Origin of the sequence: Pseudoxanthomonas sp. LjRoot125 (genome assembly GCF_964252705.1) — a bacterium.
Lineage (GTDB): Bacteria > Pseudomonadota > Gammaproteobacteria > Xanthomonadales > Xanthomonadaceae > Pseudoxanthomonas_A.
The window spans coordinates 399,171-423,891 of sequence record NZ_CAXUOY020000001.1; the positions used below are offsets into that span (position 1 = coordinate 399,171).

The 24,721-nt window shown below is 67.5% G+C and carries 20 protein-coding genes; 5 read left to right on the forward strand and 15 right to left on the reverse strand.

Features of this window, described 5'->3' with window-relative positions; genetic code table 11:
- Window positions 1-7: 7 nt before the first annotated feature.
- The 4 genes from ACSION_RS01875 to ACSION_RS01890 form a co-directional block, all read right to left on the reverse strand.
- Complete coding sequence (locus tag ACSION_RS01875; RefSeq protein ID WP_435304605.1) at window positions 8-913, reverse strand: hypothetical protein; 906 nt, start codon at window positions 911-913, stop codon at window positions 8-10.
- Complete coding sequence (locus tag ACSION_RS01880; protein ID WP_435304606.1) at window positions 910-3,615, reverse strand: bifunctional acetate--CoA ligase family protein/GNAT family N-acetyltransferase; 2,706 nt, start codon at window positions 3,613-3,615, stop codon at window positions 910-912. The genes ACSION_RS01875 and ACSION_RS01880 overlap by 4 nt, the downstream gene beginning before the upstream one ends.
- A gap of 67 nt (window positions 3,616-3,682) precedes the next feature.
- Complete coding sequence (aceK, locus tag ACSION_RS01885; protein WP_435306640.1) at window positions 3,683-5,392, reverse strand: bifunctional isocitrate dehydrogenase kinase/phosphatase; 1,710 nt, start codon at window positions 5,390-5,392, stop codon at window positions 3,683-3,685.
- A 30-nt stretch (window positions 5,393-5,422) separates the two neighbouring features.
- Window positions 5,423-6,301, reverse strand: coding sequence for a LysR substrate-binding domain-containing protein (locus ACSION_RS01890; protein WP_435304607.1), 879 nt, complete (start codon window positions 6,299-6,301; stop codon window positions 5,423-5,425).
- 109 nt (window positions 6,302-6,410) lie between these two features.
- Here ACSION_RS01890 and ACSION_RS01895 point away from each other — a divergent pair, with 109 nt between their 5' ends.
- Window positions 6,411-6,635 carry a hypothetical protein gene (locus ACSION_RS01895; protein ID WP_435304608.1) on the forward strand — a complete coding sequence of 75 codons (225 nt, stop codon included), beginning with the start codon at window positions 6,411-6,413 and terminating at the stop codon, window positions 6,633-6,635.
- 74 nt (window positions 6,636-6,709) lie between these two features.
- On the opposite strand, the gene ACSION_RS01900 is transcribed toward ACSION_RS01895, so the two are convergent.
- The 5 genes from ACSION_RS01900 to queF all read right to left on the reverse strand — a co-directional run bounded on the left by ACSION_RS01900 (window position 6,710) and on the right by queF (window position 11,272).
- Window positions 6,710-8,935 carry an NADP-dependent isocitrate dehydrogenase gene (locus ACSION_RS01900; protein ID WP_435304609.1) on the reverse strand — a complete coding sequence of 742 codons (2,226 nt, stop codon included), beginning with the start codon at window positions 8,933-8,935 and terminating at the stop codon, window positions 6,710-6,712.
- Between the two features lie 248 nt (window positions 8,936-9,183).
- Window positions 9,184-9,354: a hypothetical protein gene (locus ACSION_RS01905; protein WP_435304610.1), complete on the reverse strand. Its 171-nt coding sequence runs from the start codon at window positions 9,352-9,354 to the stop codon at window positions 9,184-9,186.
- A 159-nt stretch (window positions 9,355-9,513) separates the two neighbouring features.
- On the reverse strand, window positions 9,514-9,993 hold the full coding sequence (locus ACSION_RS01910; protein ID WP_435304611.1) for a hypothetical protein: 480 nt from the start codon (window positions 9,991-9,993) through the stop codon (window positions 9,514-9,516).
- Between the two features lie 35 nt (window positions 9,994-10,028).
- Window positions 10,029-10,349 (reverse strand): LysM peptidoglycan-binding domain-containing protein, encoded by a 321-nt coding sequence (locus tag ACSION_RS01915; protein WP_435304612.1) that lies wholly within the window; start codon window positions 10,347-10,349, stop codon window positions 10,029-10,031.
- Window positions 10,350-10,456: 107 nt separating this feature from the next.
- Window positions 10,457-11,272 (reverse strand): NADPH-dependent 7-cyano-7-deazaguanine reductase QueF, encoded by an 816-nt coding sequence (queF, locus tag ACSION_RS01920; RefSeq protein ID WP_435304613.1) that lies wholly within the window; start codon window positions 11,270-11,272, stop codon window positions 10,457-10,459.
- A 69-nt stretch (window positions 11,273-11,341) separates the two neighbouring features.
- Between queF and ACSION_RS01925 the strand changes: the two genes are divergently transcribed.
- The 4 genes from ACSION_RS01925 to ACSION_RS01940 all read left to right on the forward strand — a co-directional run bounded on the left by ACSION_RS01925 (window position 11,342) and on the right by ACSION_RS01940 (window position 15,323).
- The gene (locus ACSION_RS01925) at window positions 11,342-11,764 is read left to right on the forward strand and encodes a protease inhibitor I42 family protein (RefSeq protein ID WP_435304614.1); all 423 of its coding nucleotides are present in this window, start codon (window positions 11,342-11,344) and stop codon (window positions 11,762-11,764) included.
- Window positions 11,765-11,876: 112 nt separating this feature from the next.
- Entirely contained in the window at window positions 11,877-13,148 is a 1,272-nt protein-coding gene (locus ACSION_RS01930) for a lytic murein transglycosylase (protein ID WP_435306641.1), read from the forward strand.
- Entirely contained in the window at window positions 13,145-14,011 is an 867-nt protein-coding gene (locus ACSION_RS01935) for a D-hexose-6-phosphate mutarotase (RefSeq protein WP_435304615.1), read from the forward strand. The genes ACSION_RS01930 and ACSION_RS01935 overlap by 4 nt, the downstream gene beginning before the upstream one ends.
- A gap of 67 nt (window positions 14,012-14,078) precedes the next feature.
- Complete coding sequence (locus ACSION_RS01940) at window positions 14,079-15,323, forward strand: TCR/Tet family MFS transporter (protein WP_435304616.1); 1,245 nt, start codon at window positions 14,079-14,081, stop codon at window positions 15,321-15,323.
- Window positions 15,324-15,377: 54 nt separating this feature from the next.
- On the opposite strand, the gene ACSION_RS01945 is transcribed toward ACSION_RS01940, so the two are convergent.
- The 6 genes from ACSION_RS01945 to gltB all read right to left on the reverse strand — a co-directional run bounded on the left by ACSION_RS01945 (window position 15,378) and on the right by gltB (window position 24,562).
- A complete protein-coding gene (locus ACSION_RS01945) occupies window positions 15,378-15,836 on the reverse strand; it encodes a PepSY domain-containing protein (protein ID WP_435304617.1) in 459 nt (152 codons plus the stop codon).
- A 128-nt stretch (window positions 15,837-15,964) separates the two neighbouring features.
- Window positions 15,965-17,140 (reverse strand): benzoate/H(+) symporter BenE family transporter, encoded by a 1,176-nt coding sequence (locus tag ACSION_RS01950; RefSeq protein WP_435304618.1) that lies wholly within the window; start codon window positions 17,138-17,140, stop codon window positions 15,965-15,967.
- Window positions 17,137-18,021, reverse strand: coding sequence for a methylglyoxal synthase (locus ACSION_RS01955; protein ID WP_435304619.1), 885 nt, complete (start codon window positions 18,019-18,021; stop codon window positions 17,137-17,139). The genes ACSION_RS01950 and ACSION_RS01955 overlap by 4 nt, the downstream gene beginning before the upstream one ends.
- A 65-nt stretch (window positions 18,022-18,086) precedes the next feature.
- Window positions 18,087-18,554 carry a hypothetical protein gene (locus tag ACSION_RS01960; protein ID WP_435304620.1) on the reverse strand — a complete coding sequence of 156 codons (468 nt, stop codon included), beginning with the start codon at window positions 18,552-18,554 and terminating at the stop codon, window positions 18,087-18,089.
- Between the two features lie 93 nt (window positions 18,555-18,647).
- Window positions 18,648-20,093, reverse strand: a complete 1,446-nt coding sequence (locus tag ACSION_RS01965) for an FAD-dependent oxidoreductase (RefSeq protein WP_435304621.1) — start codon at window positions 20,091-20,093, stop codon at window positions 18,648-18,650.
- The gene (gltB, locus tag ACSION_RS01970) at window positions 20,090-24,562 is read right to left on the reverse strand and encodes a glutamate synthase large subunit (protein WP_435304622.1); all 4,473 of its coding nucleotides are present in this window, start codon (window positions 24,560-24,562) and stop codon (window positions 20,090-20,092) included. Before gltB ends, ACSION_RS01965 begins: the two co-directional genes overlap by 4 nt.
- Between the last annotated feature and the right edge of the window lie 159 nt (window positions 24,563-24,721).

A 24,721-nucleotide genomic window follows, 5' to 3' on the forward strand; every position in this document is an offset into this window, starting at 1 on the left:
CTGCGGCTCAGCGCTCGATCCCGTGCTCGGCTTCGTAATCCTGCATCTTCGCGATGGCGTCCAGCAGATACGCGTACCACGCCTTCTCGATCTCCTCGAGCGGTCCGATCAGGCGTTCGAAGTCGGGCGTGGAGGCGCCCAGGGCAAGTAACTGTTTGTAAGCGCTGGCGTACGTCCCATCCCGGTGGTGGAAGAGGAAGTGCGAGAGACTCCAGTAGTGCAGGTAGTACAGATTGACGTGCTGGTCGATGCCCGGGCCGCGGCCTTCCACCAGCTCCCGCAACGGGATGAAACGCACGGCCGCGACGTCGGCGTCGAGGCTCCCCGTGAGCTTCATGCGCGATAGCCACCAGATCGGATAGGTGTCGGGATCGCTGCGACCCGGTGTGAGCACACCGTTCTCAAGCCAGCTCGCGCCGAGATAGCCTGCGACGCCTTCGTTGGCCCACGCGGGCAACCGCCAGCCGGCGACTTCGGTGTTCAGTTGGTGCACGGCCTCGTGCAGCATCCAATGGTACGGGTTCGCGCTGCCGCTCCCGTAATACGCATAGCAGGCGGGCCGCAGGTAATAGGCTTCGGCCCATGGCCGGCTGCGGTTGCTGCGCGCGAACTCGTCCGCGTCGCGGTAGAGCACCAGGATCAGCGGCGTGGTCGACGGCGCGACATGGTCCGCGAACAGCGACAGGTAGGCGGCATGCAGGCTTTCCGCGGCGGCGGCGATCTCCTGGGTCTGCGCAGGGGTCGCCGTGCTGTGCACGCGGTAGTGCGCGGTCTGCAGGAGGCTCGCGTCGTCCGGGATCGATGCCTTGGGTGCGGAAGTACGCTTCGGGGGCGTGGCCCTCCACGCGATGACGCCGGCGACCGAAGCCGTCAGCGCCAGTGACATCGCGACCAGCACGGTGCGACGCTTCATGCGGAGGAGGGCACCGGCAGGCTGACGTTCATCAGCGTGGGGTCGTCCGGGTCCAGTTTCACGGTGAACCCCAGGCTTTCGCACATCGCGAGCATGGTGCGGTTCTCGCGCAGCACCTGGCCTTCGATCAGCTTCAGGCCCTGCCATTGCGCGTACTCGATCATGATCTGCATCAGCTTCCAGCCGATGCCGTGGCCCTTGAGGTCCGAGCGCACCAGGATGCCGTACTCGCCCTTCTCGTAGTTCGCGTCGGCATGCAGGCGTACCGCGCCGAGCATCTCGTGGGTTCCCGGATGTACCGCGACCAGCGCGATCGAGCGCGCATAGTCGAGCTGGGTCAGGCGTGCGATGAACTCGTGGCTGAAATGACGCACCGACTGGAAGAAGCGCAGGCGCAGGTCTTCGTCGGTGATGTGGGTGAAGAACTCGCGGAACATCGCGTCGTCTTCCGGCCGCACCGGGCGGACCAGCGCGGGCTGGCCGTCGGCGAGTTCGATGGTCCTTTCCCACTCCGTCGGATACGGGAAGATCGCGAAGCGCGGATGGCCGCGGCCCTTGTGCAAAGCGCGGCCGCGGGCCACGGCGATGCGTGCGTCCACCGCGACCACGCCGTCGCGGTCCGCCAGCAGCGGGTTGATGTCGAGCTGCTGGATCTCCGGGATATCGGCCGCGAGCTGCGCCAGCTTCACCAACACCAGCGCGACGGCGCGCTCGTCGGCCGCCGGCACGTCGCGGTAGGCCTTCAGCACGCGCGACACGCGGGTGCGTGCGATCAGTTCGTGCGCCAGGCGCAGGTCCAGCGGCGGCAGGGCGACGGCCTGGTCGTTGATGACTTCCACCGCCGTGCCGCCACGACCGAACGCGATCACCGGGCCGAACACGGGATCGTCGGCGATGCCGGCGATCAGTTCGCGCGCCTTCGGGCGCAGCACCGTCGGTTGCACCAGCACGCCTTCGATACGTGCCTCGGGCCGGCGTTCGCGCGCACGCAGCAGGATGCCGGCGGCGGCTTCGCGCACGGCATGTGCGTTCGGCAGGTTGAGGCGCACGCCATCCACGTCCGACTTGTGCGGGATGTCGGGCGACAGGATTTTCACCGCCACTGTCCTGCCTTCGGCGAGCAGCGGGGCGGCGATGCGCGCGGCATCCTCGGCGTCGGTCGCGCGCCAGAGCGGCGCCATCGGAATGCCGTAGGCGGCGAGCAGTTGCGTGGTGGCCAGCGGATCCAGCCAGGTCTGGCCGGCGTCGAGCGCGGTGTCGACCAGGGCACGCGCCATCGCCACGTCGGGACTGAAGTCTTCCGGCAGGCTGGGGGGCGTCTCCATCAACGCGGCCTGCACCTCGCGGTGGCGCACCAGGTGCATGAAGCCGGCGACCGCATCGGACTCGTTGGGGTAGCGGGGCACGTGCGCGGCATCGAGCACGGCTTCGGCCTGCGGATCGTTGCCCAGCCACACGGTGAACACCGGCTTGCGCGACGCGGCCGCGGCGCCGCTGCCCAGCACGCCGACCACCGCATCGGCGGCCTCCGCCGAAGACGACAACACGGTAGGCACGTTGACGGCCAGCAGCGCATCGTTCTCGGGGTCGGCCAGCAGCGCTTCGATCGTCGCCGCATAGCGTTCGGCATCGATGTCGGTCAGCAGGTCCACCGGATTCGTGCGCGACCAGCCGACCGGCAGGATGCGATCCAGCGCATCGCGCGTGGCATCGGACAGCGTGGCCAGCGTGCCGCCCTGTTCGTACAGGTGATCGACCGACAGCGCACCCACGCCACCGCCGTTGGTGAGGATGGCCAGCCGCCGGCCCTGGAACGGACGCACCTGTCCCAGCGTGCGCGCCGCCGCGAACAGCTCGTGCAGCGAGCGCACCCGCAGCAGGCCAGCGCGCCGGAAGGCCGCGCCGTACACCGCGTTGGGTTTGGCGAGGTTCTGCGTGTGCGTGCTGCCGGCGGGCGTGACCTTGGCGTTGCGGCTGTGGCCGGACTTCACCACGACCACGGGCTTGGTGCGCGCGGCCGCACGTGCGGCGGACATGAACTTGCGCGCGTCGCGGATCGCTTCCACGTACAGCAGGATCGCGCGCGTGCGGTGGTCGGTGGCGAAGTAGTCCAGCAGGTCGGCGAAATCGACATCCAGTGCATCGCCCAGCGACACGACGGCGGAGAAGCCGACCGGTTGGCTCATGCTCCATTCCACCAGGCCGCCGGAAATCGCACCGGATTGCGAAATCAGCGCGAGGTCGCCGGCCTTCGGGAAACGACTCGCCAGGCTGGCATTGAGGCGCGCATGCGGCGCGATCACACCGAGGCAGTTCGGACCCAACACGCGCAACCCCTTCTCGCGCGTCAGCGCTTCCAGTTGCGCGGCCGGCGAACCGGGGCCGCTGCCCATCGCCGCGGTGAGCACGACGACCGCGGCGGCGCCTTTCTCCGCAGCCTCGGCGGCCAGCTGCGGCACCGTTGCCGCGGGGGTGGCGATCACGACCAAATCCGGCGTCCACGGCAGGTCGCGCAGGTGGCGTACCGTCGCCACGCCGTCCATCGGCGACGGATGCTTGTTGACCAGGCCGATGGGACCGGCGAAGCCGGCGTCACGCAGGTTCTCCACCACCGCGCGGCCCACCGAGCGCGGACGCGACTGGCTGCCGACCACGGCGACGGCGCGTGGGCGGAAGATCGAGTCGAGGCGGTAGGTGCTCATGGCGGGAAGGCGGTCTCCACGTGGCGACTAGGGTAACGCGCCGCCTGTTGCAGGGGCATGCGCGCGGTCACGCGAGCTTGAGCGTGTCCGGGTAAGGCGGAGTATCCGGATAGTCGCCCGCCGCGAGGTGCGACTGAAGGTCGCGCCACCAGCCAGGCTGGAACAGCGCGCCGTGCGCGGCCTTCAGCGCCTTCGCCTGCGACTCGGGCAGGCCGAGGAACTGCGGGAACCGCTCCGGGAACACATCACCGGCGTCCACATGGAACCACGGCGCATCGGCCATCTGTTCTTCGTAGCTCTCCGCCTGCGGCCAGTCGCGGAACTGGCAGTCGGTGACCAGGCGAAGTTCGTCGTAGTCGTAGAAGACCACGCGTCCGTGCCGGGACACGCCGAAGTTCTTCAGCAGCATGTCGCCGGGGAAGATGTTGTTGCGCGCCATGTCCTTGATGGCCTGCCCGTAGTCGAGCGCGGCGGCGCGCGCGGCCTCGGGCTTCTGCTCGCGCAGGTAGAGGTTCAGCGGCCGCAACCGCCGCTGCACGTAGCACAGCGCGATGACGAGGTCGTCGCCGTCTTCGCTGATGCTCTGCGCGCAGCTCTCGCGCAATTCCTGCAGCAAGGCCGGCGCGAACCGTGCACGCGGAAAGCGCAGGAAGCGGAATGCCTGCGTGTCCAGCAGCCGGCCGACGCGATCCAGGTGGAAGACCAGGTCGTACTTGTCTTCCACGTCCTGCCGGCTCATCGCCTTCGGATAGGCGAACCGGTCGCGGATCACCTTGAACACCAGCGGGTAGCTGGGCAGGGTGAACACCGCCATCACCATGCCGGGCGTGCCTTCGGCGTGCACCAGCCGTTCGTCCGGGTGCGCGGCGAAATGGTGGAAGAACGTGCGGTAGCGTTCGGTCTTGCCCTGCTTGGCGCGGCCGAGCACCGTGTAGATCTCGTCGATCGGCTTGCCCGGCAACAACGAGCGCAGGAACACGACCGCATCGCCGACCGTCGCCAGGTCGGCGTGGAAATAGCTGCGCGAGGTGCCGAACAGGTGCGCCACGTCGGCGCGATGGGTCAGCACGGCTTCCGCCCTCAGCTGGCCGCCGTCGTTCACCAGCGCGATCACGCAGGGCGAGAACCGGTGTTCGCCGAACACGCGGCCGACCAGATAGGCGCGCCGCTCGCGGTAGAACACCGTGTCCAGCAGCTCGATGCCGCGCACCGGCTGCGCGCCCCAGTGGGCCAGGTCGTCCTGCAGCCGTACCGCGATCGCCGCCGCGCACCGGGTTCGGTGCGCATACGGCACGTCGAAGCCGTAGTCCGCCAGTACGCGCGCGAAGGTGTCGGTGGGCCGATGCTCGGAGACCGCGTAACTGTGGCGTGCGACGGGGTGGGTGATCGCGTCGGTGGGTTCCACATCGAGTGCGACGAACTCCAGCGCCGGGTCCACGCCGCGGATGCGCAGGAAGCGGCGGCTCAGCGTGTTGTAGAAGGTCTTGTAGAGCTCGCGGTCGATCTGGCTGGCGACCAGCACCTCGAACGCGTCGCGCGCGGCGATCCACAGCGCCCTGTCGTGCGCCCGCCCGAGCAGCGCCGACTGCAGGCGCAGGGCGCATTCGGCGATGCACTGGTCGTACAGCGCGATGCGTTCGACGGCATCGTGGCGGGCCGCGGTCCAGTCCTGCGTCTCGAACCTGATCTTCGCGCGCTGGGTGATCTCGGCGAAGCGCGCGTGGTAATCCGCGAAGGCATCGTGGATCAGGCGGGCGATGGCATCGGCGGGGACCATGCGCGCGATGTTAGCCGGCACGCGCTGGAGTCATCGCTCCACTGCGATGCCGGCCTGCTCCAGCAGCCAGCTGCGCACCTTGCGGAAACCGGGATGGGCCAGGCTGCGTTCCGGATACACCAGGTAGTGGGCGAAGTCGGCCTGCAGCCGTTTCTTCGTCAGCGTCACCAGCCGCCCGGCCTTCACCAGGGGCTCGGCCAGCGTCCAGCGCGCCAGTGCTACGCCCACGCCTTGCGCCGCCGCCTGGTGCAGTGTCTCGGTGTCGTCGAACTGCGCGACATAGCGCGCCGGCGGCTGCCCGCCGAAATGTTCGAACCAGTCTTTCCATCGATTGACCGGATCGCCCAGCAACGGCAACTTCGCCATCTGGTCCGGTGCCGGCCGGCCGTGCTGTTTCAGCAAGGCGGGGCTGGCGACCGGGGTGATCCATTCGTGGAAGAGGAACTCCGCGTGCACGTTCGGCCAGCGTCCACCGCCGAGCCGCAGCGCCAGGTCCACCGGCTCGCGCTCGAAATCCACCACGTGCGTGCTCGATTGCAGATTGAGGCCGAGCTCCGGATGCTGGGCCAGGAACGCCGGCAGGCGCGGCACCAGCCAGGCCGTGGCCATCGAAGGGATCAGGCTCAGCGTCACCGTGTGGTCGTTGCGCAACGTGGCGCGCCGCAGCGCATGCTCGATGGTGTCCAGTGACCCGGAGATGGCATCGAAGAGGCGTTGGCCTTCCGGCGTCATCTCCACGCCGCGAGGTCCGCGCGCCAGCAGCTTGTGGCCCAGCCGTTGCTCCAGCAGCCGCATGCGGTGGCTCAACGCGCTGACGGTGAGGTGCATGGCCTCGGCGGCGCGGGTGAGATTGCGCAGGCGCGCGGCCGTGACGAAGGCGTCCACCTGGTCCAGCGGCAGTCGGCTCATCTTGAATCCACCTCAAGGCTGGCTTGCGGAGCTTTCGCTTTTTCGGGGCCGATCATGCGCCTACCTTGGGAGTCCTTCAAGCCGGACACCGGCGCCACGGAGCAGTCCCATGCAAACCGAAACCAGGAAGCAGTGGTGGCAGCAGCTGGGTGGAATGAGCCAGGGCATGCTGTTCCTGCAGGGTCATATCGCCCACACCGACAGCCCGCCGCCCGAACCCGCCCACCGGCACCATGTCCATGATGAAGCGGGCCAGGCGCGCCATCGCGAAGCGGTGCAGCGGCTCGGCGCACGGCGGCTGCGTGCGATGACCTCGTTGTCGTTGTTCCGCTGAGCGGACGGCCGTTCAAAACACGACGCCCGGCATGAAGCCGGGCGTCGGGATGGCTGCATCCGGCGGACCGGACGTTACAGCGAAGCCAGCGCGTCGTTGAAGGTCTTGCTGGGACGCATCGCGGCGGCGGTCTTGGCGATGTCGGGGTGGTAGTAGCCCCCGATGTCGAGCGCCTTGCCCTGCGCGCCGTTCAATTCGCCGATGATCGCGGCTTCGTTGTCGGCCAGGGCTTTCGCCAGCGGCGCGAACTTCGCCTTCAGTTCGGCATTCTCGTCCTGCGCGGCCAGCGCCTGCGCCCAGTACAGGGCCAGGTAGAAGTGGCTGCCACGGTTGTCGAGTTCGCCGACCTTGCGCGCGGGCGAGCGGTTCTCGTCGAGGATGCGGCCGTTGGCGACGTCCAGCGCGTTGGCCAGCACCTTGGCGGGCGTGTTGAGGTAACGCTGACCCAGGTGCTCCAGCGATGCGGCTAGTGCGAGGAACTCGCCCAGCGAATCCCAGCGCAGGTAGTCCTCTTCCAGGAACTGCTGCACGTGCTTCGGCGCGGAACCGCCGGCGCCGGTCTCAAACAGGCCGCCACCGGCCATCAGCGGGACGATCGAGAGCATCTTCGCGCTGGTGCCGAGTTCCATGATCGGGAACAGGTCGGTCAGGTAGTCGCGCAGCACGTTGCCGGTCACCGAGATGGTGTCCTCGCCCTTGCGGGTGCGTTCCAGCGACACCTTCATCGCCTCGACCGGCGGCAGGATGCGGATATCGAGCGCGTCGGTGGTGTAGTCCTTGAGGTACTGCTCGACCTTGGCGATCACCTGCGCATCGTGCGCACGGTCCTTGTCCAGCCAGAAGATCGCCGGCGTCTTGCTCAGGCGCGCGCGGCCGACGGCCAGCTTCACCCAGTCCTGGATCGGCGCATCCTTGGTCTGGCACATGCGCCAGATGTCGCCGGCTTCGACCTTCATCTCGAACACGACCCGGCCGGCGTCGTCGGTGACGCGCACGCTACCGTCGGTCGGGATCTGGAAGGTCTTGTCGTGGCTGCCGTATTCCTCGGCCTTCTGCGCCATCAGGCCGACGTTGGGTACGCTGCCCATCGTGGCGGGATCGAAGGCGCCGTGCTTGCGGCAGTCGTCGAGCACCGCCTGGTAGATGCCCGCATAGCAGCGGTCCGGGATGACGGCCTTGGTGTCCTGCAGCTTGCCTTCGGCGTTCCACATCTTGCCGGAGTCGCGGATCATCGCCGGCATCGACGCGTCGACGATCACGTCGCTCGGCACGTGCAGGTTGGTGATGCCCTTGTCGGAATTCACCATCGCCACCGCGGCGCCATCGGCGTAGACGGCTTGCAGGTCGGCCTTGATCGCGTCCTGTTGGTCGGCCGGCAGTGCGCCGAGGCGCGCGTACAGGTCGCCGATGCCGTTGTTGGCATCGAAGCCGATCTGCTCCAGCACCGCGGCATGCTTGGTCAGCGCCGCTTTGTAGTACTCGTTGACCACCACGCCGAACATGATCGGGTCGGAGACCTTCATCATCGTGGCCTTGAGGTGCAGCGAGAACAGCACGCCCTGGGACTTGGCGTCGGCGATCTCGGCAGCGACGAACGCGGCCAGCGCCTTGCGGCTCATCGAGGCGGCGTCGACGATCTCGCCGGCTTTCACCTTCACCTTGTCCTTGAGCACGGTGACCGTGCCGTCGGCGACGACCAGTTCGATCTTCAGCGCGCCGTCGTTGGCCAGCGTGGCCGACTGTTCGCTATCGAAGAAATCGCCGGCCGCCATGTGGGCGACGTGCGATTTGGAATCCGCGCTCCACGCGCCCATGCGGTGCGGGTGCTTGCGGGCGTAGTTCTTCACCGACAGCGGCGCGCGGCGATCGGAGTTGCCTTCGCGCAGCACCGGGTTCACTGCGCTGCCCTTGACCTTGTCGTAGCGCGCCTTGGCGTCCTTTTCCTTTTCGTCCTTCGGCTCGTCCGGGTAGTCCGGCAGCGGGTAGCCCTGCGCCTGCAACTCCTTGATGGCGGCCTTCAGCTGCGGCACCGAGGCACTGATGTTGGGCAGCTTGATGATGTTGGCTTCCGGCTGCGTCGCCAGCTGGCCCAGCTCGGCCAGGTCGTCGCTGATCTTCTGCGCGTCGGCCAGGTACTCGGGGAACTGCGACAGGATGCGGCCGGCCAGCGAGATGTCGCGGGTTTCCACGGCGATGCCGGCGGGGGCGGTGAACGCCTCGACGATCGGCAGCAGCGACTGGGTGGCGAGGAACGGGGCTTCGTCGGTGAGGGTGTAGATGATGCGGGGCGTATCCGACATGGGGATCAGGACTCTCGACAAGGGGCGATGGGGAACTCAGCGCGCCATTGTCGCGTGTCGCCGCACGCAGGGCAAAACGAGGGGGTATGGAGGGGAAGCCGCCTGCGCCAGGGCTGTCTATGAGACAGCGATCCGGAGCGCTCACTCCGGATACGGTTTGGCTGCCGGACTGGGAAGATTGGGCTGGCGCGAGAATGGAGGAGCGGGCCGTCAGACCCGCTCCCTGCCGTGCACAGTTAAAGGTGTGCTCAGCGGATCGTGCAAGCGAACGAGTAGTACGGCATGCCCCAAGCCGACGATGTGCCGGGCTTACAGGTCGATACGATCTGTTCCGTTGAAGTGACGGTGGCGGTCACGCCAGAGAAGTCGGCAGTACCACCCGAAGCCATCTGCACTTCAGCCGCGTTGAGTTCTTTCATGATGTTCCATTCCTTGGTTGAAGTCCCACAGCGGGACGTGTTGAACATGACGCAGCATCAACGCGAGCGCAATTAACATTTCGCGCAAAAAAAGCGGGCGTGGATTCCTCCACGCCCGAGCTTGCCCCACACACGTGGGAGAGAGACTTGCCTTGCGGATTACTTGACTTCGAACTCTGTCACGCCGGCCGACGTACCGTTGAGCGTGGCTTCGAACTTGTACTTGCCAGCCGGCAGTCCATCAGGCTTGGAGATGTTGAAGGTCGCCACGCCGGGGCCAGTGGTGTTGAGGGTCTTGGTTTCCTCGCTGACCGTCTGGCCATCCTGGAAGGTCCACTTGGACGCCAGGGTGGCGCCATTGGCGGCACCATCGGTTGCCACGGATGCATAGATGGTGTCCTTCGGTGCAAACGTGGTCGCAGCGGTGGTCACCTTCTGTTCGGCGTCGACGGCATTGCCCAGCGTCACGCCCGTCACCGACACGGCCGCAGGCGCCGGCTCCATCGGCGCGGGAGCCGGGGCGGGCTCCACCACGGCAGGAGGCGCCGCGACTGGCTCTTCCTTTTTTTTGCAGCCGACCAGGGCAACGGTGCCGATCATGGCGGCGGCGAGGGCATAGGCGATGCGATTATGCTTCATGGATTCGGTTCCTTTTGAATGGAAATGTGGGGCGCTCAAGCGTCGCTCGGCTTGGGCGGAAGCTTGATGACCTGGCCTGGAAAGATGCGATCGGGATCGTCGATGACGTCGCGATTGGCTTCGAAGATCTGCTTCCAGGCATTGGCGCTGCCGAGATGTTCCTTCGCAATCTTGGACAGCGTGTCGCCCTTCTCCACCGTGTAAGTGACCTCGGTGGCAGGTGTCACGTCTTCCACCTGACCAGATACCGCGAATCCTTCCTTGACGTTTGAAAAGTCAGGCGCCTGCTTCACCTCACCCGAGGTAGCGAAACCTTCTTTCACATTGGAGAAGTCGGCTTTCTTCTCTGTGCTCATTGCAACCACCCTTCCTGGCGGGCTGTGGGATGAGCAAGCGTTGCACGCGCGTTGTTAAGAATCCATAGCGCGGGCGTGAAATCGCCTCAATTGTTAGACGTGCAACATTACTGTCGCAGATCGCGCTTCATGAGCGGGACATTCATGTCGTCGGTGGCCCGCCAGGGATTGATGTCCAGGCCGCCTCGGCGGGTGTAACGCGCTTCCACCGACAGCGACGCCGGGCGGCAATGCGCCAGCAGATCGTGAAAAATCCGTTCGACGCACTGCTCGTGGAATTCGGCATGGTCGCGGAAGCTCACCAGGTAACGCAGCAGTTCGACGCGGTCGATGCGCGGGCCCCGGTAGCGGATCACCACCGTGGCCCAGTCGGGCTGACCGGTAACCGGGCAATTCGATTTCAGCAGTTCGGACGACAGCACCTCGTCGACCTGCACTTCCGGATCGGCGGCCAGGAAGTCCGCGCGCGGCGGACCGTAGTGGTCGATCTCCACATCCAGGCCATCGAGGGATTCGCCTTCCGGTGCGTCCGCCATCGGCGGCAAGCCGAGCACCACGCCCACGTCCGCGCCGGCGCGCGCCGACAGGTCGGTGGCGATGCGCTCGAGCACCGCGGCATCGCTGTTGAAGCGCGTGCTGTTGAGCGAGTTGAGATAGAGCTTGAGCGATTTGGATTCGATCAGGCACGGCGACGTGCACGGCACGGTCAGCGTGGCGGTCGCTACGCGCGGCTTGCCCCGGGCATCCAGCCAGCTCAGTTCATACGCATGCCAGCGGTCGTGGCCGACGAACGGCAAGGTATCGGCGGTGATACCGATCTCGTCGCGCGCGCCCTGGCGCGGGATCGGGAAGAGGAGGGTGGGGTCGTACTGCGTCGGGTACGCGACCTCGCGGCCCAACGAGGAATCCTGGGGAGTGCTCATGCCGCCATTCTACGGACGGCGCCTAAAGCGGCGGTGTATAACTCCCGGGTCTCCAGCGAGGGCGCGACGATGAAGGCATGGCTGGCCACCGGGTTGTGCGTGCTGCTGTCGGCCTGCGCCAGCGGACCGGCGACGGGCGGCGGACCGCCGTCCGACACGCTGCCGGACGACGGCATCATCCGGCCCCAGGGCAAGGCGCCCGTGGCGATGCGCGTCGGCCAGGTGCTGGAGATCGCCCTGACGTCCAACGCCAGCACTGGCTACCAGTGGGAATTCACCGCGGACGGCGCCCCCGTGCTGGCCCGCACCACCGGCCCGGCCACGCCGCCGCCGATGGATACGCAGCCGCCGATGCCCGGCGCCTCGTCGATCGCACGCTGGTGGTTCCGTGCGGAGAAGCCGGGCCAGACAACGGTGCGGCTCGAATACCGGCGGCCTTGGGAGAAAGTGCCGCCGGTGGAAGTGGCCGAGTACGAGATCCACGTCCGCTGACGGCGTCGCAGGGTCGCATTCGCTTTCCGCGCAAGGCAAAGTGAAGCCTCCCCCGAAGGCCAGGGAGGCCGAGATGACGCTCAACGCGACCTTCCTGCTGTTGTCGATGGCGATGGCGGTGCCCGGCATCGCACAGACGCTACCCGCATCCAGCGCGGCGCCGCCGGTTCCACCTCCTGTCTCGCCGTCGCCCGTGGTGACAACGCCTGTGCCCGTGCGCGATCCCGTGTACGCCGCGTGTATCACCGACCTGCGTACCGTCGCGGAGAAGCGTGGCATCGCACCGGCCAACTTCGACACGTACACGAAAGACCTGGCCGCCGACATGAGCGTGCTGGACCTGCTGGATGCGCAACCCGAATTCACCACGCCGCTGTGGGACTACCTGGCGGCCCTGGTCGACGACCAACGCGTCGCCGACGGCCAGGCCATGCTGGCGACGCACCGCGACCTGCTGGATCGCGTGGCGCTGGCCTACGGCGTCGATGCCGCCACGGTGGTTGCGGTGTGGGGCGTGGAGAGCGACTACGGTCGCGTGTTCGGCAAGCGGCCGCTGCTGGTGTCGCTGTCGACGCTCTCGTGCTTCGGCCGGCGACAGGCGTTCTTCCGTGGGGAGTTCCTCACCACGCTCAAGCTGCTGCAGGCCGGCGACATCCGCGCCGAGGGCCTGACGGGGTCATGGGCGGGCGCGTTCGGCCACACGCAGTTCATGCCGAGCACCTATGAACGCATCGCGGTCGATTTCGATGGCGACGTGCGGCGCAACCTGATCGACAGCATTCCGGATGCGCTGGCTTCGACCGCGAACTACCTGGTGACCTCCGGCTGGCGCACCGGCGAGCCGTGGGGCTATGAGGTGAAGCTGCCACCGGGCTTCGATATCGCGCAGGCCGGCCGCACCAGCCGCAAGCCGTTGCCGCAATGGGCTGCACAGGGCATCGCCCGCGTCGATGGGCAGCCGTTGCCTGCGGATGATCGCGCCGCGGCGGTGCTGGTGCCGACCGGCATCGCGGGTCCTGCGTTCCTCGTGTTCAAGAACTACGACGCGATCTACTCGTACAACGCGGCCGAAAGCTATGCGTTGGCGATCGCGTTGCTGGCCGATCGCCTGCGTGGCGGCAGGGGGCTGGTGACGGCCTGGCCGACGGACGATCCCGGCCTGGGTCGTCCGCAGCGCCGCGAACTGCAGACCCTGCTGCTCGCGCGAGGCCACGCGATCGGCACAGCGGACGGCATGATCGGCACGCAGACGCGGCGCGCGATCGTCGTCGAACAGCAGCGCCTGGGCCTGCAGCCCGCGGACGGTCGGGCCGGTGCGAAAATACTCGCTGCGCTGAAGGCGGAAGGGCCGCCCGTCGCGCCACCGGAGCCGCGAAAGCCGTGAGTGCATTACCCGAGGGCGTTACCCAGGAACGTTGGCAGGACATCGACGTGCTGCGGGTGGAAACCCCGATGTCCCTTGCTCGCATCAGTCTGCACGGCGGGCAGGTGCTGTCGTTCGCGCCGACGGGTTTCGACGACCTGCTCTGGGTGTCGCCGACCACGGCGATGCCGCCGAAGGCGATCCGCGGCGGCGTGCCGGTGTGCTGGCCCTACTTCGGCCGGCAGGGACAACCCGACGATGCACCCCAGCACGGTCATGCACGCGTATCGCGCTGGCCGCTGACGGACGTGCGGCGCGAGGCCGATGGCAGCGTCGTGCTCAAGCTCGCGTTGCCGCTGCGGGATGGCGTGCCGCTCGAACTGATCCAGACCGTACATGTCGGTCGCGACCTCCGACAGAGCCTGGACACCCTGCATCGCGGTGAGGCGCCGGTCGTGCTGACCCAGGCGCTCCACACGTATTTCCGCGTGGCCGACGCGGCACAGGTGCGCGTCACGGGCCTCGATGGCCTGCGCTATGCGGACAAATACGACGGCGGCATGCACGTGCAAGTCGGCGACTGGACGCTGCACGACCCGCGCGATCCGGGCCGCAGCGACCGGATCTATACCGATACCGGCCATCGATTCGACCTCGTCGATCCCGCCGGCCGCCGCCGCATCCGGCTGGACACCTTCGGCAGTCGTTCGCTGGTGGTCTGGAACCCGGGCGACGCCGGTGCGGCCGCCATCGGCGACATGCCCGACGAGGGCTGGCGGACCTTCGTCTGCCTGGAGGCGGCGAACGCCAGCGAGGACGCGATCGAACTGGAGCCAGGCCAGCGCCACCGCCTGAGCCACGTGATCTCCGCGACCCCGTTGTAACCGGCGGCGGCACGCCATCGGCAAGGGCGATGCCCTACACTTGCGCACCTTTTCGCCGGTCCGCTCCGTGAACGCCGAAGCTCCCGCACATGCCGGCCGCCGCGCCGCCCTGATCTTCATCTTCGTCACGGTGCTGATCGACATCCTGTCGTTCGGCGTGATCATCCCGGTGTTGCCCGGCCTGGTCCGCCAGTTCACCGGCGGCGATTTCGTGGAGGCCGCTTGGTGGGTGGGCACCTTCGGCATGCTGTTCGCCGCCATCCAGTTCGTCTGCACGCCGATCCAGGGCGCGCTGTCCGACCGCTTCGGTCGCCGACCGGTCATCCTGTTGTCGTGCCTGGGCCTGGGCATCGACTTCGTACTGATGGCGCTGGCGCAATCGTTGCCGTGGCTGCTGGTCGCGCGCATCTTCTCGGGCGTGTTCTCGGCCAGCTTCACCACCGCGAACGCCTACATCGCCGACATCACGGCGCCGGAGAAGCGTGCGCAAGCATTCGGCATGATCGGCGCCGCCTTTGGCGTGGGTTTCATCATCGGTCCGATCATCGGCGGGCAACTGGGCGCCATCGACCTGCGCTTCCCGTTCTGGTTCGCGGCAGGGCTGGCGCTGCTGAACTTCCTGTACGGCTGGTTCGTGCTGCCTGAGTCGTTGCCGAAAGAGCGCCGCACGTCGACGTTCGACTGGTCGCATGCCAATCCGATCGGCTCGATGGCGCTGTTGAAGCGATACCCGCAGGTGTTCGGACTGGCGGCCGTGGTGCTGATCGCCAACCTGGCGCACTACGTCTATCCGAGCGTGTTCGTCCTGTTCGCCGAGTACCAGTACCGGTGGAACGAACAACAGGTCGCCTGGGTGCTCGCGGCCGTCGGCGTGTGCAGCGTGATCGTGCAGGCGGGCCTCGTCGGTCGCGTCGTGCCGAAGTTCGGCGAGCGCCGCACGCTGCTATTCGGCCTGGCCTGCGGCGTGATCGGTTTCTGCATCTACGGCGCGGCCGATCTCGGCTGGATGTTCCTGATCGGTCTGCCGATCAGCGCACTGTGGGGCCTGGCAGGTCCGGCGACGCAGGCGCTGATCACGCAGCAGGTCGGCGCGGATGTTCAGGGCCGTGTGCAGGGTGCCCTGATGAGCCTGGTCAGCCTGGCCGGCATCGTCGGCCCGATGATGTTCGCGGGTACGTTTGCGTTGTTCATCGGCAAGTCCGCGCCCGCGCACGTACCCGGTGCGCCATGGTTGTTGGCGGCGCTGCTGCTCGCCATCGGCTGGGTGGTGGGCTGGCGCTTCGCGAGATCGCCGTCGCATCCGGCGCACTGAAACGAAAAAGGCCGCCCTGGGGCGGCCTTTTTCGTTGCACGACAAGCGCGCTAGTCAATCGTTTTCGACGTGGATGATCTCGCCGGTGTTGGCGGCCAGGTGGATCTCGACGTCATTGCCGTCGGCGCGCTCGGCCTCGGCCTTCCAGACGCCGTCGTCGAAGTCGACGTCGTGTACCTTGGAATAGCCGGCAGCGGCCAGCTTCGCCTTGACGTCGTTCTCGCTGAGGTTGGACACCAGCTTCTCGGCCACGATGTCGCCGCTGGCCGGATTGATGCGCACGTCGACGCGGTCGCCGTTGGCACTGGTCGCATCGGTTTCCCACTGGCCGTCCTCGAAATCGAGGTCATCGATGTTGGTGTAGCCCTTCTCGGTGAGCAGCGCGCGCACCTGCGGCTCCTTCAGCGCGTCCTTGCCGGCAGTCGGCGAAGGCGCCTGCGCGAACGCCGCGCCGGACAGCGCGGCGAGGGCAGCGAGCGTCAACAGGCGATGGCGGTAACGGATGGTCTGCATGGAAGTCTCCTATCGGGATGGCGTGGACCGATCCTGCCCACGTCCGCATCACCCCCAGGTGAATCCGCGCTGTTGAAACTGAACACTCCACGCCGCGTTCACCCGCATGAGCGGAACGCGAACGGGGCTCAGGTGCGGCGCAATACCAGCAGTGTCACCACGCCCGCGAGCAGGCCCCAGAATGCGGAGCCGATGCCCGCGAGGGACAAGCCCGATGCCGTCACGAGGAAGGTCACCAGCGCGGGCTCGCGCTCCGCTTCCTCACGCAATGCGGCGGCCAGGCTGTTGCCGATGGTGCCCAGCAATGCGATGCCGGCGATGGCGAGGATCAGTTCCTTCGGAAAGGCGGCGAACAAGGCCGCCACCGTCGCGCCAAACAGACCGACGAGGACGTAGAACACACCAGCCGCGATGGCCGCGACGTAACGACGCGCGGCATCTTCGTGCGCTTCGCGGCCCATGCAGATCGCCGCCGTGATCGCCGCCAGGTTGAGCGCGAAGGCGCCGAACGGCGCCAGCACCAGGTTGACCACGCCGGTCCAACCGACGACAGGCGAAATCGGAATCGGATACCCGGATGCGCGGATCACCGCTACGCCGGGGACGTTCTGCGAGGCCATCGTCACGATGAACAAGGGCAAGGCGATACCGACGACCGCCGCGAACGAGAACGTCGGCGTGGTGAAGATCGGCTTCGCCAGTTGCAACGACAGGCCGTCGATGCGCAGCAAGCCGAGCGCACTGGCGATCGCGATGCCGACCAGCAACGTCAGGATCACTGCGTAGCGGGGCAGCAGACGGCGGGCGAGCAGGTAGACCGCGAACATCGTCAGCACCATGCCCAGTTGCGTCTTCATGGACGCGAATGCGTCGATGCCGAAACGCAGCAGCACGCCGGCCAGCATGCCGGACGCCAGCGATACCGGGATGCGGCTGATCATCCGTTCGAAGAAGCCCGAGAATCCGCACACGGCGATCAGCAACGCCGACAGCAGGAACGCGCCGATCGCGTCCGACAGCGGCAGCCCGGCGACGCTGCTGATCAGCATGGCCGCGCCGGGCGTGGACCACGCCGTCACCACCGGCATCCGGTAGCGCAACGACAGGCCGATGCATGTCAGGCCCATGCCCAGGCCGAGCGCCCACATCCACGACGAGATTTCTTCCGGCGAGGCGCCCAGCGACTGCGCTGCCTGGAACACGATCACGGCCGAACTGGCGAAGCCGACCAGCACGGTCACGAAGCCCGCCGCGATGGCGGACAGCGAGAGATCCTTCAGCAGGTGGCGGGAAGCAGCGGTCATGGCGCGCCCGCGCGTGCCTTGCGCATGTCGACGGCTTCGCACCAGCGGCGCGCAACGGCCAGCGACGTGGTGCACACCGCTTCGTCGGTCACCGTGGTCACGGCGCGCTCCAGTAACTGGATGTCGGCCTCGTGCTGGCGCGCCACATGCGGATCCTCGAAGAAGATCACGCGCTGGCAGCGATGCTCCAGCACGCGGTCGGCGATCTGCGCGTCGCCACCGAGCGGACCGCTCTGGAAACGCTCCACCCAGGGCACGTCCTGCGGCCAGCCGCGGCTCCACGCCAGTTCGTTGAGGCGCAGGCCGGTGGTGCCGGTCGCCATGCGGTGCGCGAAACGGGACAACACGTCGAAGTGCGCGTCGGCGAAGGCCAGCATCTGCGGCTTCATCGCATCGTGCGCGATCAGTGCCAATGTTTGCGATTCCAGCGCATGGAACCGATCCGCGCCACGGTCGGGGGCGAAGCCGGCATGGATGCGTTCCATCTCGATCCAGTCGCGCGCCGAGGCGACCGTCGACAGGAACGGTTTTCCGTGGATCACGCACTGGCGCTTCAGCGCGGTGGCTTCGGGGAAGATCGAGGACGGATCGACCGGATCGATGAAGTAGATCGCACCATCGAGGCTGCGTTCGGCGCCTTCCAGCCCGACCACTTCCGCCACCAGCTTCATCAGTCCGCCATCGCGGCCGTACGGATACCGCTTGAGCCCATCGTAGCCGCGCAGCATGCCGGCGGCGGCGATCGCATCATGCGTGCGCCCCACCGCATGCAGCGCGAGTTGCAGGTCGCGGATGCCGGGCTCGCAGGCCCGCAGCCAGCGGAACAGCGCGGCGTCCTCGGTATGGTGGTGCAAGCGGTTGGCAGCCAGGCCCAGGCGCATGATCGATCGAGAAGAGGGAGGAGTCGCGAGTCTAGCCGAAGGTGCGCTTCATCCCGGGACGCGGCTCACGGTGATGGCGTTTCCGTGTCGTCGTCGGCATCTTCCTTGCTCTTCGGATCGGCGGTCTTGCCGCGATTCGCCGGACAATCGAGATCGGTAAGGGCCTCGATGCCGATGATCGTCCAGCGCCGGTTGGAAAGACTGCCGTCGTGCTTGGCGGCGTACCGATAGGTGGTGCAGGGCTCGACCGTCAGTGGAAGCGACTGGCGCGTGAGCTCGCCGTTCCGTCCGCGCTTGCTGGACGCGACCTCGAGCCAATGGAAGCCGGGACGCATCTTTACCTTCGTGGGGAGGTCCGGGTGGTGTTTGCCATCCACGGCGACGACGAGGAGGTCGTAGACGTCCGGGTCCGCGCGCGTGACCACCTCGCCATCGAAGGCGCCATAGTCGGGCCCGTAGACACTCTTCCGGTCGCGTGCATCCAGCGACAGGCTGACGGCCAGCAGAGCCGTCATGAACAGGATTCTCTTCATCGACGCATCCCCATGGTCGGTGGCGGAACGCAGGACGCAGGAGCGCCCTGCGGTAAGTGCGTCGAAGCTTACCTCAGTCCAGAGCGCCGCCCGCTACGCCAACAGCAGCGTCGCGATGCTGCCCGCCGCGTCGCGTCCCTCGGCGACCGCGGTGACCACCAGGTCGGCACCACGCACGGCGTCGCCGCCCGCGAACAGCTTCGGATGCGTGGTCTGGAACGGCAGGCGATCGCCGCCGCCGGCGACGATGCGTCCGTTCGGCGTGCCTTCCACGCCGACGTCGGCCAACCACGCCGGCACGGTCGGCGAGAAACCGAACGCGATGATCACCACGTCCGCTTCCAGCACCGATTCGCTGCCTTCGACCGGCACCGCGTTCTGGCGGCCGAGTTCGTCCGGCTCGCCGAGCTTCGTTTCGACCACCTGCACGCCGGCCACCGTGCCGTCGTCGCCGGCCACGACGCCAAGCGGCTGGCGATTGAACAGGAAGCGCACGCCTTCCTCGCGGGCGTTGGCGACTTCACGGGCGGAGCCGGGCATGTTGGCCTCGTCGCGGCGGTAGGCACAGGTCACCTTCGCCGCACCCAGGCGGATCGCACTGCGTACGCAATCCATGCCGGTATCGCCGCCGCCGAGCACGACCACGCGCTTGCCTTGCAGGTCCGGCAGCTGCAGCTTGTCTTCCCAACCGGCGATCGCGCGGCCCCAGGGATCGTTGCCGCTCACGATGCGGCCGTTCTGCACCAGGAAGGGCAGGGCCGGCAGCACGCCGTCCAGGTCCTGGCCGGGCAGGCCGCCGTCGGTATAGCGGTAGGCGCCGGTGCCGAGGAAGACCGCGTCGTACTCGTCCAGCAGTTGCGCGAGCGTCAGGTCGCGGCCGATTTCCACGCCCAGGCGGAATTCCACGCCCATGCCTTCCAGCACCTCGCGGCGCTGCGCGATGACGCTCTTGTCGAGCTTGAAGCTGGGGATGCCGAACTGCAGCAGGCCGCCGATCTGTTCGTAGCGGTCGTAGACCACGGCCTGGATGCCGGCGCGCGCCAGGCGGTCGGCGCAGCCCAGGCCCGCCGGTCCCGCGCCGATGACCGCGACGCGCTTGCCGGTCGGCTGCACGTCGCTCAGGTCCGGCCGCCAGCCATTGGCCAGCGCGGTGTCGACGATGTACTTCTCCACCGCGCCGATGGTGACCGCGCCGAATTCCTCCAGCGTGCAGCTGCCTTCGCAGAGGCGGTCCTGCGGGCACACGCGGCCGCAGACTTCCGGCAGCGGGTTGGTGGAGTGGCACAGCGCGGCGGCTTCCTCGATGCGGTTCTCCTGCACCAGCTGCAGCCACTGCGGGATCGCGTTGTGCACGGGGCACTTCCAGCTGCAGTAGGGATTGCCGCAGTCGAGGCAACGGCCTGCCTGGTACTGCGCTTCCTCCTTGCCGAACTTGCCGTACAGCTCGCCCCAGTCGCCGGACGTGCGCAACTCCAGCGGGATGCGTTGCGGCATCGTCCGCGGCAGGTCGAGGAACTGGAATACCTGCTTCTTGCTCATGCTGCGCGCCTCAAGGTCTCATTGAGCGAATCGATGCTCGCGGCCTTCGGCTTCACCAGCCAGAACTTGCCCACGTAGTCGCGGAACTCGTCGAGGATCTGCTGTGCCCAGATGCTGCCGGTCAGTTCGCGATGGCGGCTGATCAGCGTGTGCAGGTGCTGGCGATGGCTCTCGAAGCCTTCCGGGCTGATGCGGTGGATATCGATCAGTTCGTGGTTGTAGCGGTCGACGAAATCACGGTCCAGGTCGAGCACGTAGGCCAGGCCACCGGTGAAGCCGGCGCCGAAGTTCAGGCCCACCTTGCCCAGCACCAGCACGATGCCGTCGGTCATGTACTCGCAGCAGTGGTCGCCGGCGCCTTCGATCACCGCCAGCGCACCGGAGTTGCGCACGCCGAAGCGTTCGCCTGCGCGGCCGGCGGCGAACAGTTCGCCGCCCGTCGCGCCGTACAGGCAGGTGTTGCCGATGATGGGCGTGTTGCGTGCCTCGAAGCGCGCGCCGCGCGGCGGGCGTACCACCAGCCGGCCGCCGGCCATGCCCTTGCCCACGTAGTCGTTGGCTTCGCCTTCCAGCTCCATCTGCAGGCCGCCGGCGTTGAACGCGCCGAAGCTCTGCCCCGCGGTGCCGCGGAAGCGCAGGTTGAGCGGTGCGTCGGCCATGCCCTGGTTGCCGTGCTGGCGCGCGATGGCGCCGGACAGGCGGGTGCCGATGCTGCGGTCGGTGTTGTGGATCAGGAAGCGATGGTCGCCGCCGCTCTTCTTGCGGATCGGCTCGGCGAGCAAACCATCGAGCTGCGTGGCCAGGCTGTCCGGTGATTCGTACAGGCGTTGCGCCGCGCAGCTGCTGCTGTCGAACTGCGCGCCCTTCAGCAGCCGCGACAGGTCGACGTTCACGCCTTCGCGGGGCGATACATCGAGTTGCTGCAGCAGGTCGGTGCGGCCGACGATCTCGTCGAGCGAACGCGCGCCCAGGTACGACAGCCACTGCCGCACTTCCTCGGACAGCAGGCGGAAGAAGTTCTCCACGCGCTCGGGCAGGCCGGTGAAGTACTGCGTGCGCAGGCGCTCGTCCTGCGTGGCCACGCCGGTGGCGCAGTTGTTGAGGTGGCAGATGCGCAGGTACTTGCAACCGAGCACGATCATCGGGCCGGTGCCGAAGCCGAAGCTGTCGGCGCCGAGCAGCGCGGCCTTGACCACGTCCATGCCGGTCTTCAGGCCGCCGTCGGTCTGCAGTACGGTGCGGTCGCGCAGCTGGTTCACTACCAGCGCGTGGTGCGCCTCGGCCACGCCGAGCTCCCACGGCACGCCGGCATACCGGATCGAGCTCACCGGGCTGGCGCCGGTGCCGCCGTCATGGCCGGAGATGGTGATCAGGTCCGCGCCGGCCTTCACCACGCCGGCGGCGATCGTGCCCACGCCCGCATGGCTGACCAGCTTCACCGAGACCAGGGCCGTCGGGTTGATCTGCTTGAGGTCGTAGATCAGCTGGGCGAGGTCTTCGATCGAATAGATGTCGTGGTGCGGTGGCGGCGAGATCAGGCCGATGCCGGGCTTGGCGTAGCGCAGGCGCGCGATCAGCTCGTTGACCTTGTGGCCCGGCAGCTGGCCGCCTTCGCCGGGCTTGGCGCCTTGCGCGACCTTGATCTGCAGCACTTCGGCATTGACCAGGTACTCCGGCGTCACGCCGAAGCGGCCGGAAGCCACCTGCTTGATCTTGCTGCGCTTCTCGGTGCCGTAGCGCGCGGGGTCTTCGCCGCCCTCACCGGAATTGCTGCGGCCGCCAAGCCGGTTCATCGCGATGGCGAGCGCTTCGTGCGCTTCCGGCGACAACGCGCCGAGCGAGATCGCCGCGGTATCGAAGCGACGCAGCAAGTCGGCGGCGTCGGCCACCTCGTCGATCGGCGTCGGCACCTCGGCTTTCTTCAGCTGCAACAGATCGCGCAGTGCCGACGGCGGGCGCGAGTTCACGGCGTCCGCGTACGCCTGCCAGTCGCGGGCGTCGCCGGTGCGCGTCGCGCGCTGCAGCGTCATCACCACGTCCGGGTTGTACATGTGGTACTCGCCGCCGTGCACGTACTTCAGCAGGCCGCCGACTTCCGGCGATTCGCGGTCGTTCCACGCACGCGCATCGAGCTGGCGCGCCTCCAGGTCGAGGCGTTCGAACCCCACGCCGCCGATCCGCGACGGCGTTTCGGCGAAGCACAGGTCGACGACGTCCGGATCCAGGCCGACGATTTCGAACAGCTGCGCGCCGCGATAACTACTGATGGTGCAGATGCCCATCTTCGAAATGATCTTCGACAGGCCCTTGTAGATGCCCTTGCGGTAGCTGCGGCCGATCTGCGCCTGCTCGCCGCCCTTCTTGATCTGCAGGATGCCGCGTCGGCCCAGGTCGAACAGCGTCTGGTAGGCCAGGTACGGATACACCGCGGTGGCGCCCACGCCGATGAGGCAGGCCATGTGGTGCGGATCGCGCGCGGTGCCGGTCTCGACGATCAGGTTGGCGTCGCAGCGCAGGCCCACGCGGCAGAGGTGGTGGTGCACCGCGCCGGTGGCGAGCAGCGCATGCGCCATCGGCCGGCCCGGCTGCGGGTAGCGGTCCGACAGCAGCAGCATGACGTCGCCATCGCGCGCCGCCTGTTCGGCCTCGCGGCAGATCCGCTCCAGGCCGGCCTTCAGGCCTTCCTCGTGCGAATAGGACAGGTCGATCAGGCGGTTCTTCTCGACGTACTGCGGCATCTTCAGCAACTGCCGCAGCTTGCGCTGGCTTAGCACCGGCGAATTGAGGATGACGTGGTTCACCGTCTCCGGGCCGGCGTGGAAGATGTTGGTCTCCCGGCCCAGCTGGGTGGTCAGCGACATCACGCAGTCTTCGCGCAACGGATCGATCGGCGGGTTGGTGACCTGCGCGAACGCCTGGCGGAAGTAGTCGTACAGCGGTCGCGTCTGCCGGCTGAGCACGGCCATCGGGGTGTCGTCGCCCATCGAGCCGGTGGCTTCCTGCTCGGTCTCGGCGAGCGGGCGCAGCACCTGCTCCACTTCCTCGGTCGAGAGCTGGAACAGCTTGTGGTAGCCGCGCAGCGTGCGCTCGTCGAAGGGTTCCTCGACCAGCGACGGATCGATCAGTTCGGTCTGCAGGTAGGTCACGCCCTGGTGCAGCCACTGCTTGTACGGCGCGCGGCCACGGTTGATGCGGTCCACGGCTTCGCTGTCGAGCAGGTCGCCGCGGCGCAGGTCGATGGCCATCATCTCGCCCGGGCCGAGCTTGCCCTTGCGGGTGACGCGCTCGGCCGGCACTTCCCACACGCCGGCTTCGCTGGCGACGATGAAGTGGCGGTCGCTGGTCAGCATCCAGCGCGCGGGGCGCAGGCCGTTGCGGTCCAGCGTGCACGCGGCGTAGCGCGCGTCCATCGAGACGATGCCCGCCGGGCCATCCCACGGTTCGGTATTGAGGCCGTAGAACTCGTAGAACGCGGCCAGGTCGGCGTCCTTGAACTCCAGCGACTGCGTCGCCGGCGGCACCAGGATGCGCAGCGCCTGGATCAGCTCCATGCCCCCGGCGACCAGCAGCTCCAGCATGTTGTCCAGGCTCTGCGAATCGGAGCCGTGCATCGAGATGACCGGGTCGAATTCGCCGATGTCGAAGCGCGGCGTCTTCCACACCTTGCTGCGCGCCTGTGCCCAGCGGCGGTTGCCCTCGATGGTGTTGATCTCGCCGTTGTGCGCCAGCAGGCGGAACGGATGCGCCAGCGGCCAGCGCGGCAGCGTGTTGGTGGAGAAGCGCTGGTGGAACACCACCGCGCTGCTGGCCAGGTCACTGCGCTGCAGGTCCGGGAAGAAGGTCGACAACTTGTCCGGCAGCACCATGCCCTTGTAGCCGATCGCATGCGGCGACAGCGTGACCACGTAGAAGTCGGGCACGGACGCGCGCAGCTGCTGTTCGGCCCGGCGGCGCGCGAGGAACAGCGCCAGCGCGAAGGCTTCGTCCTTCTGTCCTTCGTCGGCCTCGACGTAGAGCTGTTCGATGCGCGGCAGGGTGTCCTTGGCCAACTGACCGCAGACGGCGTCGTTGGTGGGCGGCACGCGCCAGCCCTTCACCGCCACGCCGGTGCGGAACAGTTCGGCTTCGAGCGCGGCGCGGCATTGCGCGGCCTGCACCTCGTCGTGCGGCAGGAACACCAGGCCGGCGGCGAAGCGCGCACCCAGTGCAATGCCGGATTCGGCGGCGAGCGCGCGGAGGAATGCCTCCGGCTTACGGATCAGCAGGCCGCAGCCGTCGCCGGTGAGACCGTCGGCGGCCACGCCACCACGGTGGGTCATGCGCGAGAGCGCGGCGATGGCGGTATCGACCAGCGCACGCGAAGGCTGGTCGTCGAGCTGCGCGATCATGCCGAAGCCGCAGGCGTCGCGTTCGTCGTTCGGGTCGTAGAGACCCTGTTCAAAGCCGCCTTGGCGATTGCGAGGGGCCATGTCTTGCCTCAAACCGGAGTGACGGCGACACCGTGCCCTGCCCACGCAGCGGCACTTCGAAATGTCACCGGAAATCCGACTAGACCATAGATGTTGCGACGCCGCAACAACACCTATGGCGCACCACCTGTTGGTTGCAAAGGCAACTTTTCACGAGGC

Bases quoted from the DNA above. Each gene is read 5' to 3' on its own strand.
- ACSION_RS01875 (WP_435304605.1), bottom strand. From the start codon at position 913: ATGAAGCGTCGCACCGTGCTGGTCGCGATGTCACTGGCGCTGACGGCT.
- ACSION_RS01880 (WP_435304606.1), bottom strand. From the start codon at position 3,615: ATGAGCACCTACCGCCTCGACTCGATCTTCCGCCCACGCGCCGTCGCC.
- aceK (WP_435306640.1), bottom strand. From the start codon at position 5,392: ATGGTCCCCGCCGATGCCATCGCCCGCCTGATCCACGATGCCTTCGCG.
- ACSION_RS01890 (WP_435304607.1), bottom strand. From the start codon at position 6,301: ATGAGCCGACTGCCGCTGGACCAGGTGGACGCCTTCGTCACGGCCGCG.
- ACSION_RS01895 (WP_435304608.1), top strand. From the start codon at position 6,411: ATGCAAACCGAAACCAGGAAGCAGTGGTGGCAGCAGCTGGGTGGAATG.
- ACSION_RS01900 (WP_435304609.1), bottom strand. From the start codon at position 8,935: ATGTCGGATACGCCCCGCATCATCTACACCCTCACCGACGAAGCCCCG.
- ACSION_RS01905 (WP_435304610.1), bottom strand. From the start codon at position 9,354: ATGAAAGAACTCAACGCGGCTGAAGTGCAGATGGCTTCGGGTGGTACT.
- ACSION_RS01910 (WP_435304611.1), bottom strand. From the start codon at position 9,993: ATGAAGCATAATCGCATCGCCTATGCCCTCGCCGCCGCCATGATCGGC.
- ACSION_RS01915 (WP_435304612.1), bottom strand. From the start codon at position 10,349: ATGAGCACAGAGAAGAAAGCCGACTTCTCCAATGTGAAAGAAGGTTTC.
- queF (WP_435304613.1), bottom strand. From the start codon at position 11,272: ATGAGCACTCCCCAGGATTCCTCGTTGGGCCGCGAGGTCGCGTACCCG.
- ACSION_RS01925 (WP_435304614.1), top strand. From the start codon at position 11,342: ATGAAGGCATGGCTGGCCACCGGGTTGTGCGTGCTGCTGTCGGCCTGC.
- ACSION_RS01930 (WP_435306641.1), top strand. From the start codon at position 11,877: ATGGCGGTGCCCGGCATCGCACAGACGCTACCCGCATCCAGCGCGGCG.
- ACSION_RS01945 (WP_435304617.1), bottom strand. From the start codon at position 15,836: ATGCAGACCATCCGTTACCGCCATCGCCTGTTGACGCTCGCTGCCCTC.
- ACSION_RS01950 (WP_435304618.1), bottom strand. From the start codon at position 17,140: ATGACCGCTGCTTCCCGCCACCTGCTGAAGGATCTCTCGCTGTCCGCC.
- ACSION_RS01955 (WP_435304619.1), bottom strand. From the start codon at position 18,021: ATGCGCCTGGGCCTGGCTGCCAACCGCTTGCACCACCATACCGAGGAC.
- ACSION_RS01960 (WP_435304620.1), bottom strand. From the start codon at position 18,554: ATGAAGAGAATCCTGTTCATGACGGCTCTGCTGGCCGTCAGCCTGTCG.
- ACSION_RS01965 (WP_435304621.1), bottom strand. From the start codon at position 20,093: ATGAGCAAGAAGCAGGTATTCCAGTTCCTCGACCTGCCGCGGACGATG.
- gltB (WP_435304622.1), bottom strand. From the start codon at position 24,562: ATGGCCCCTCGCAATCGCCAAGGCGGCTTTGAACAGGGTCTCTACGAC.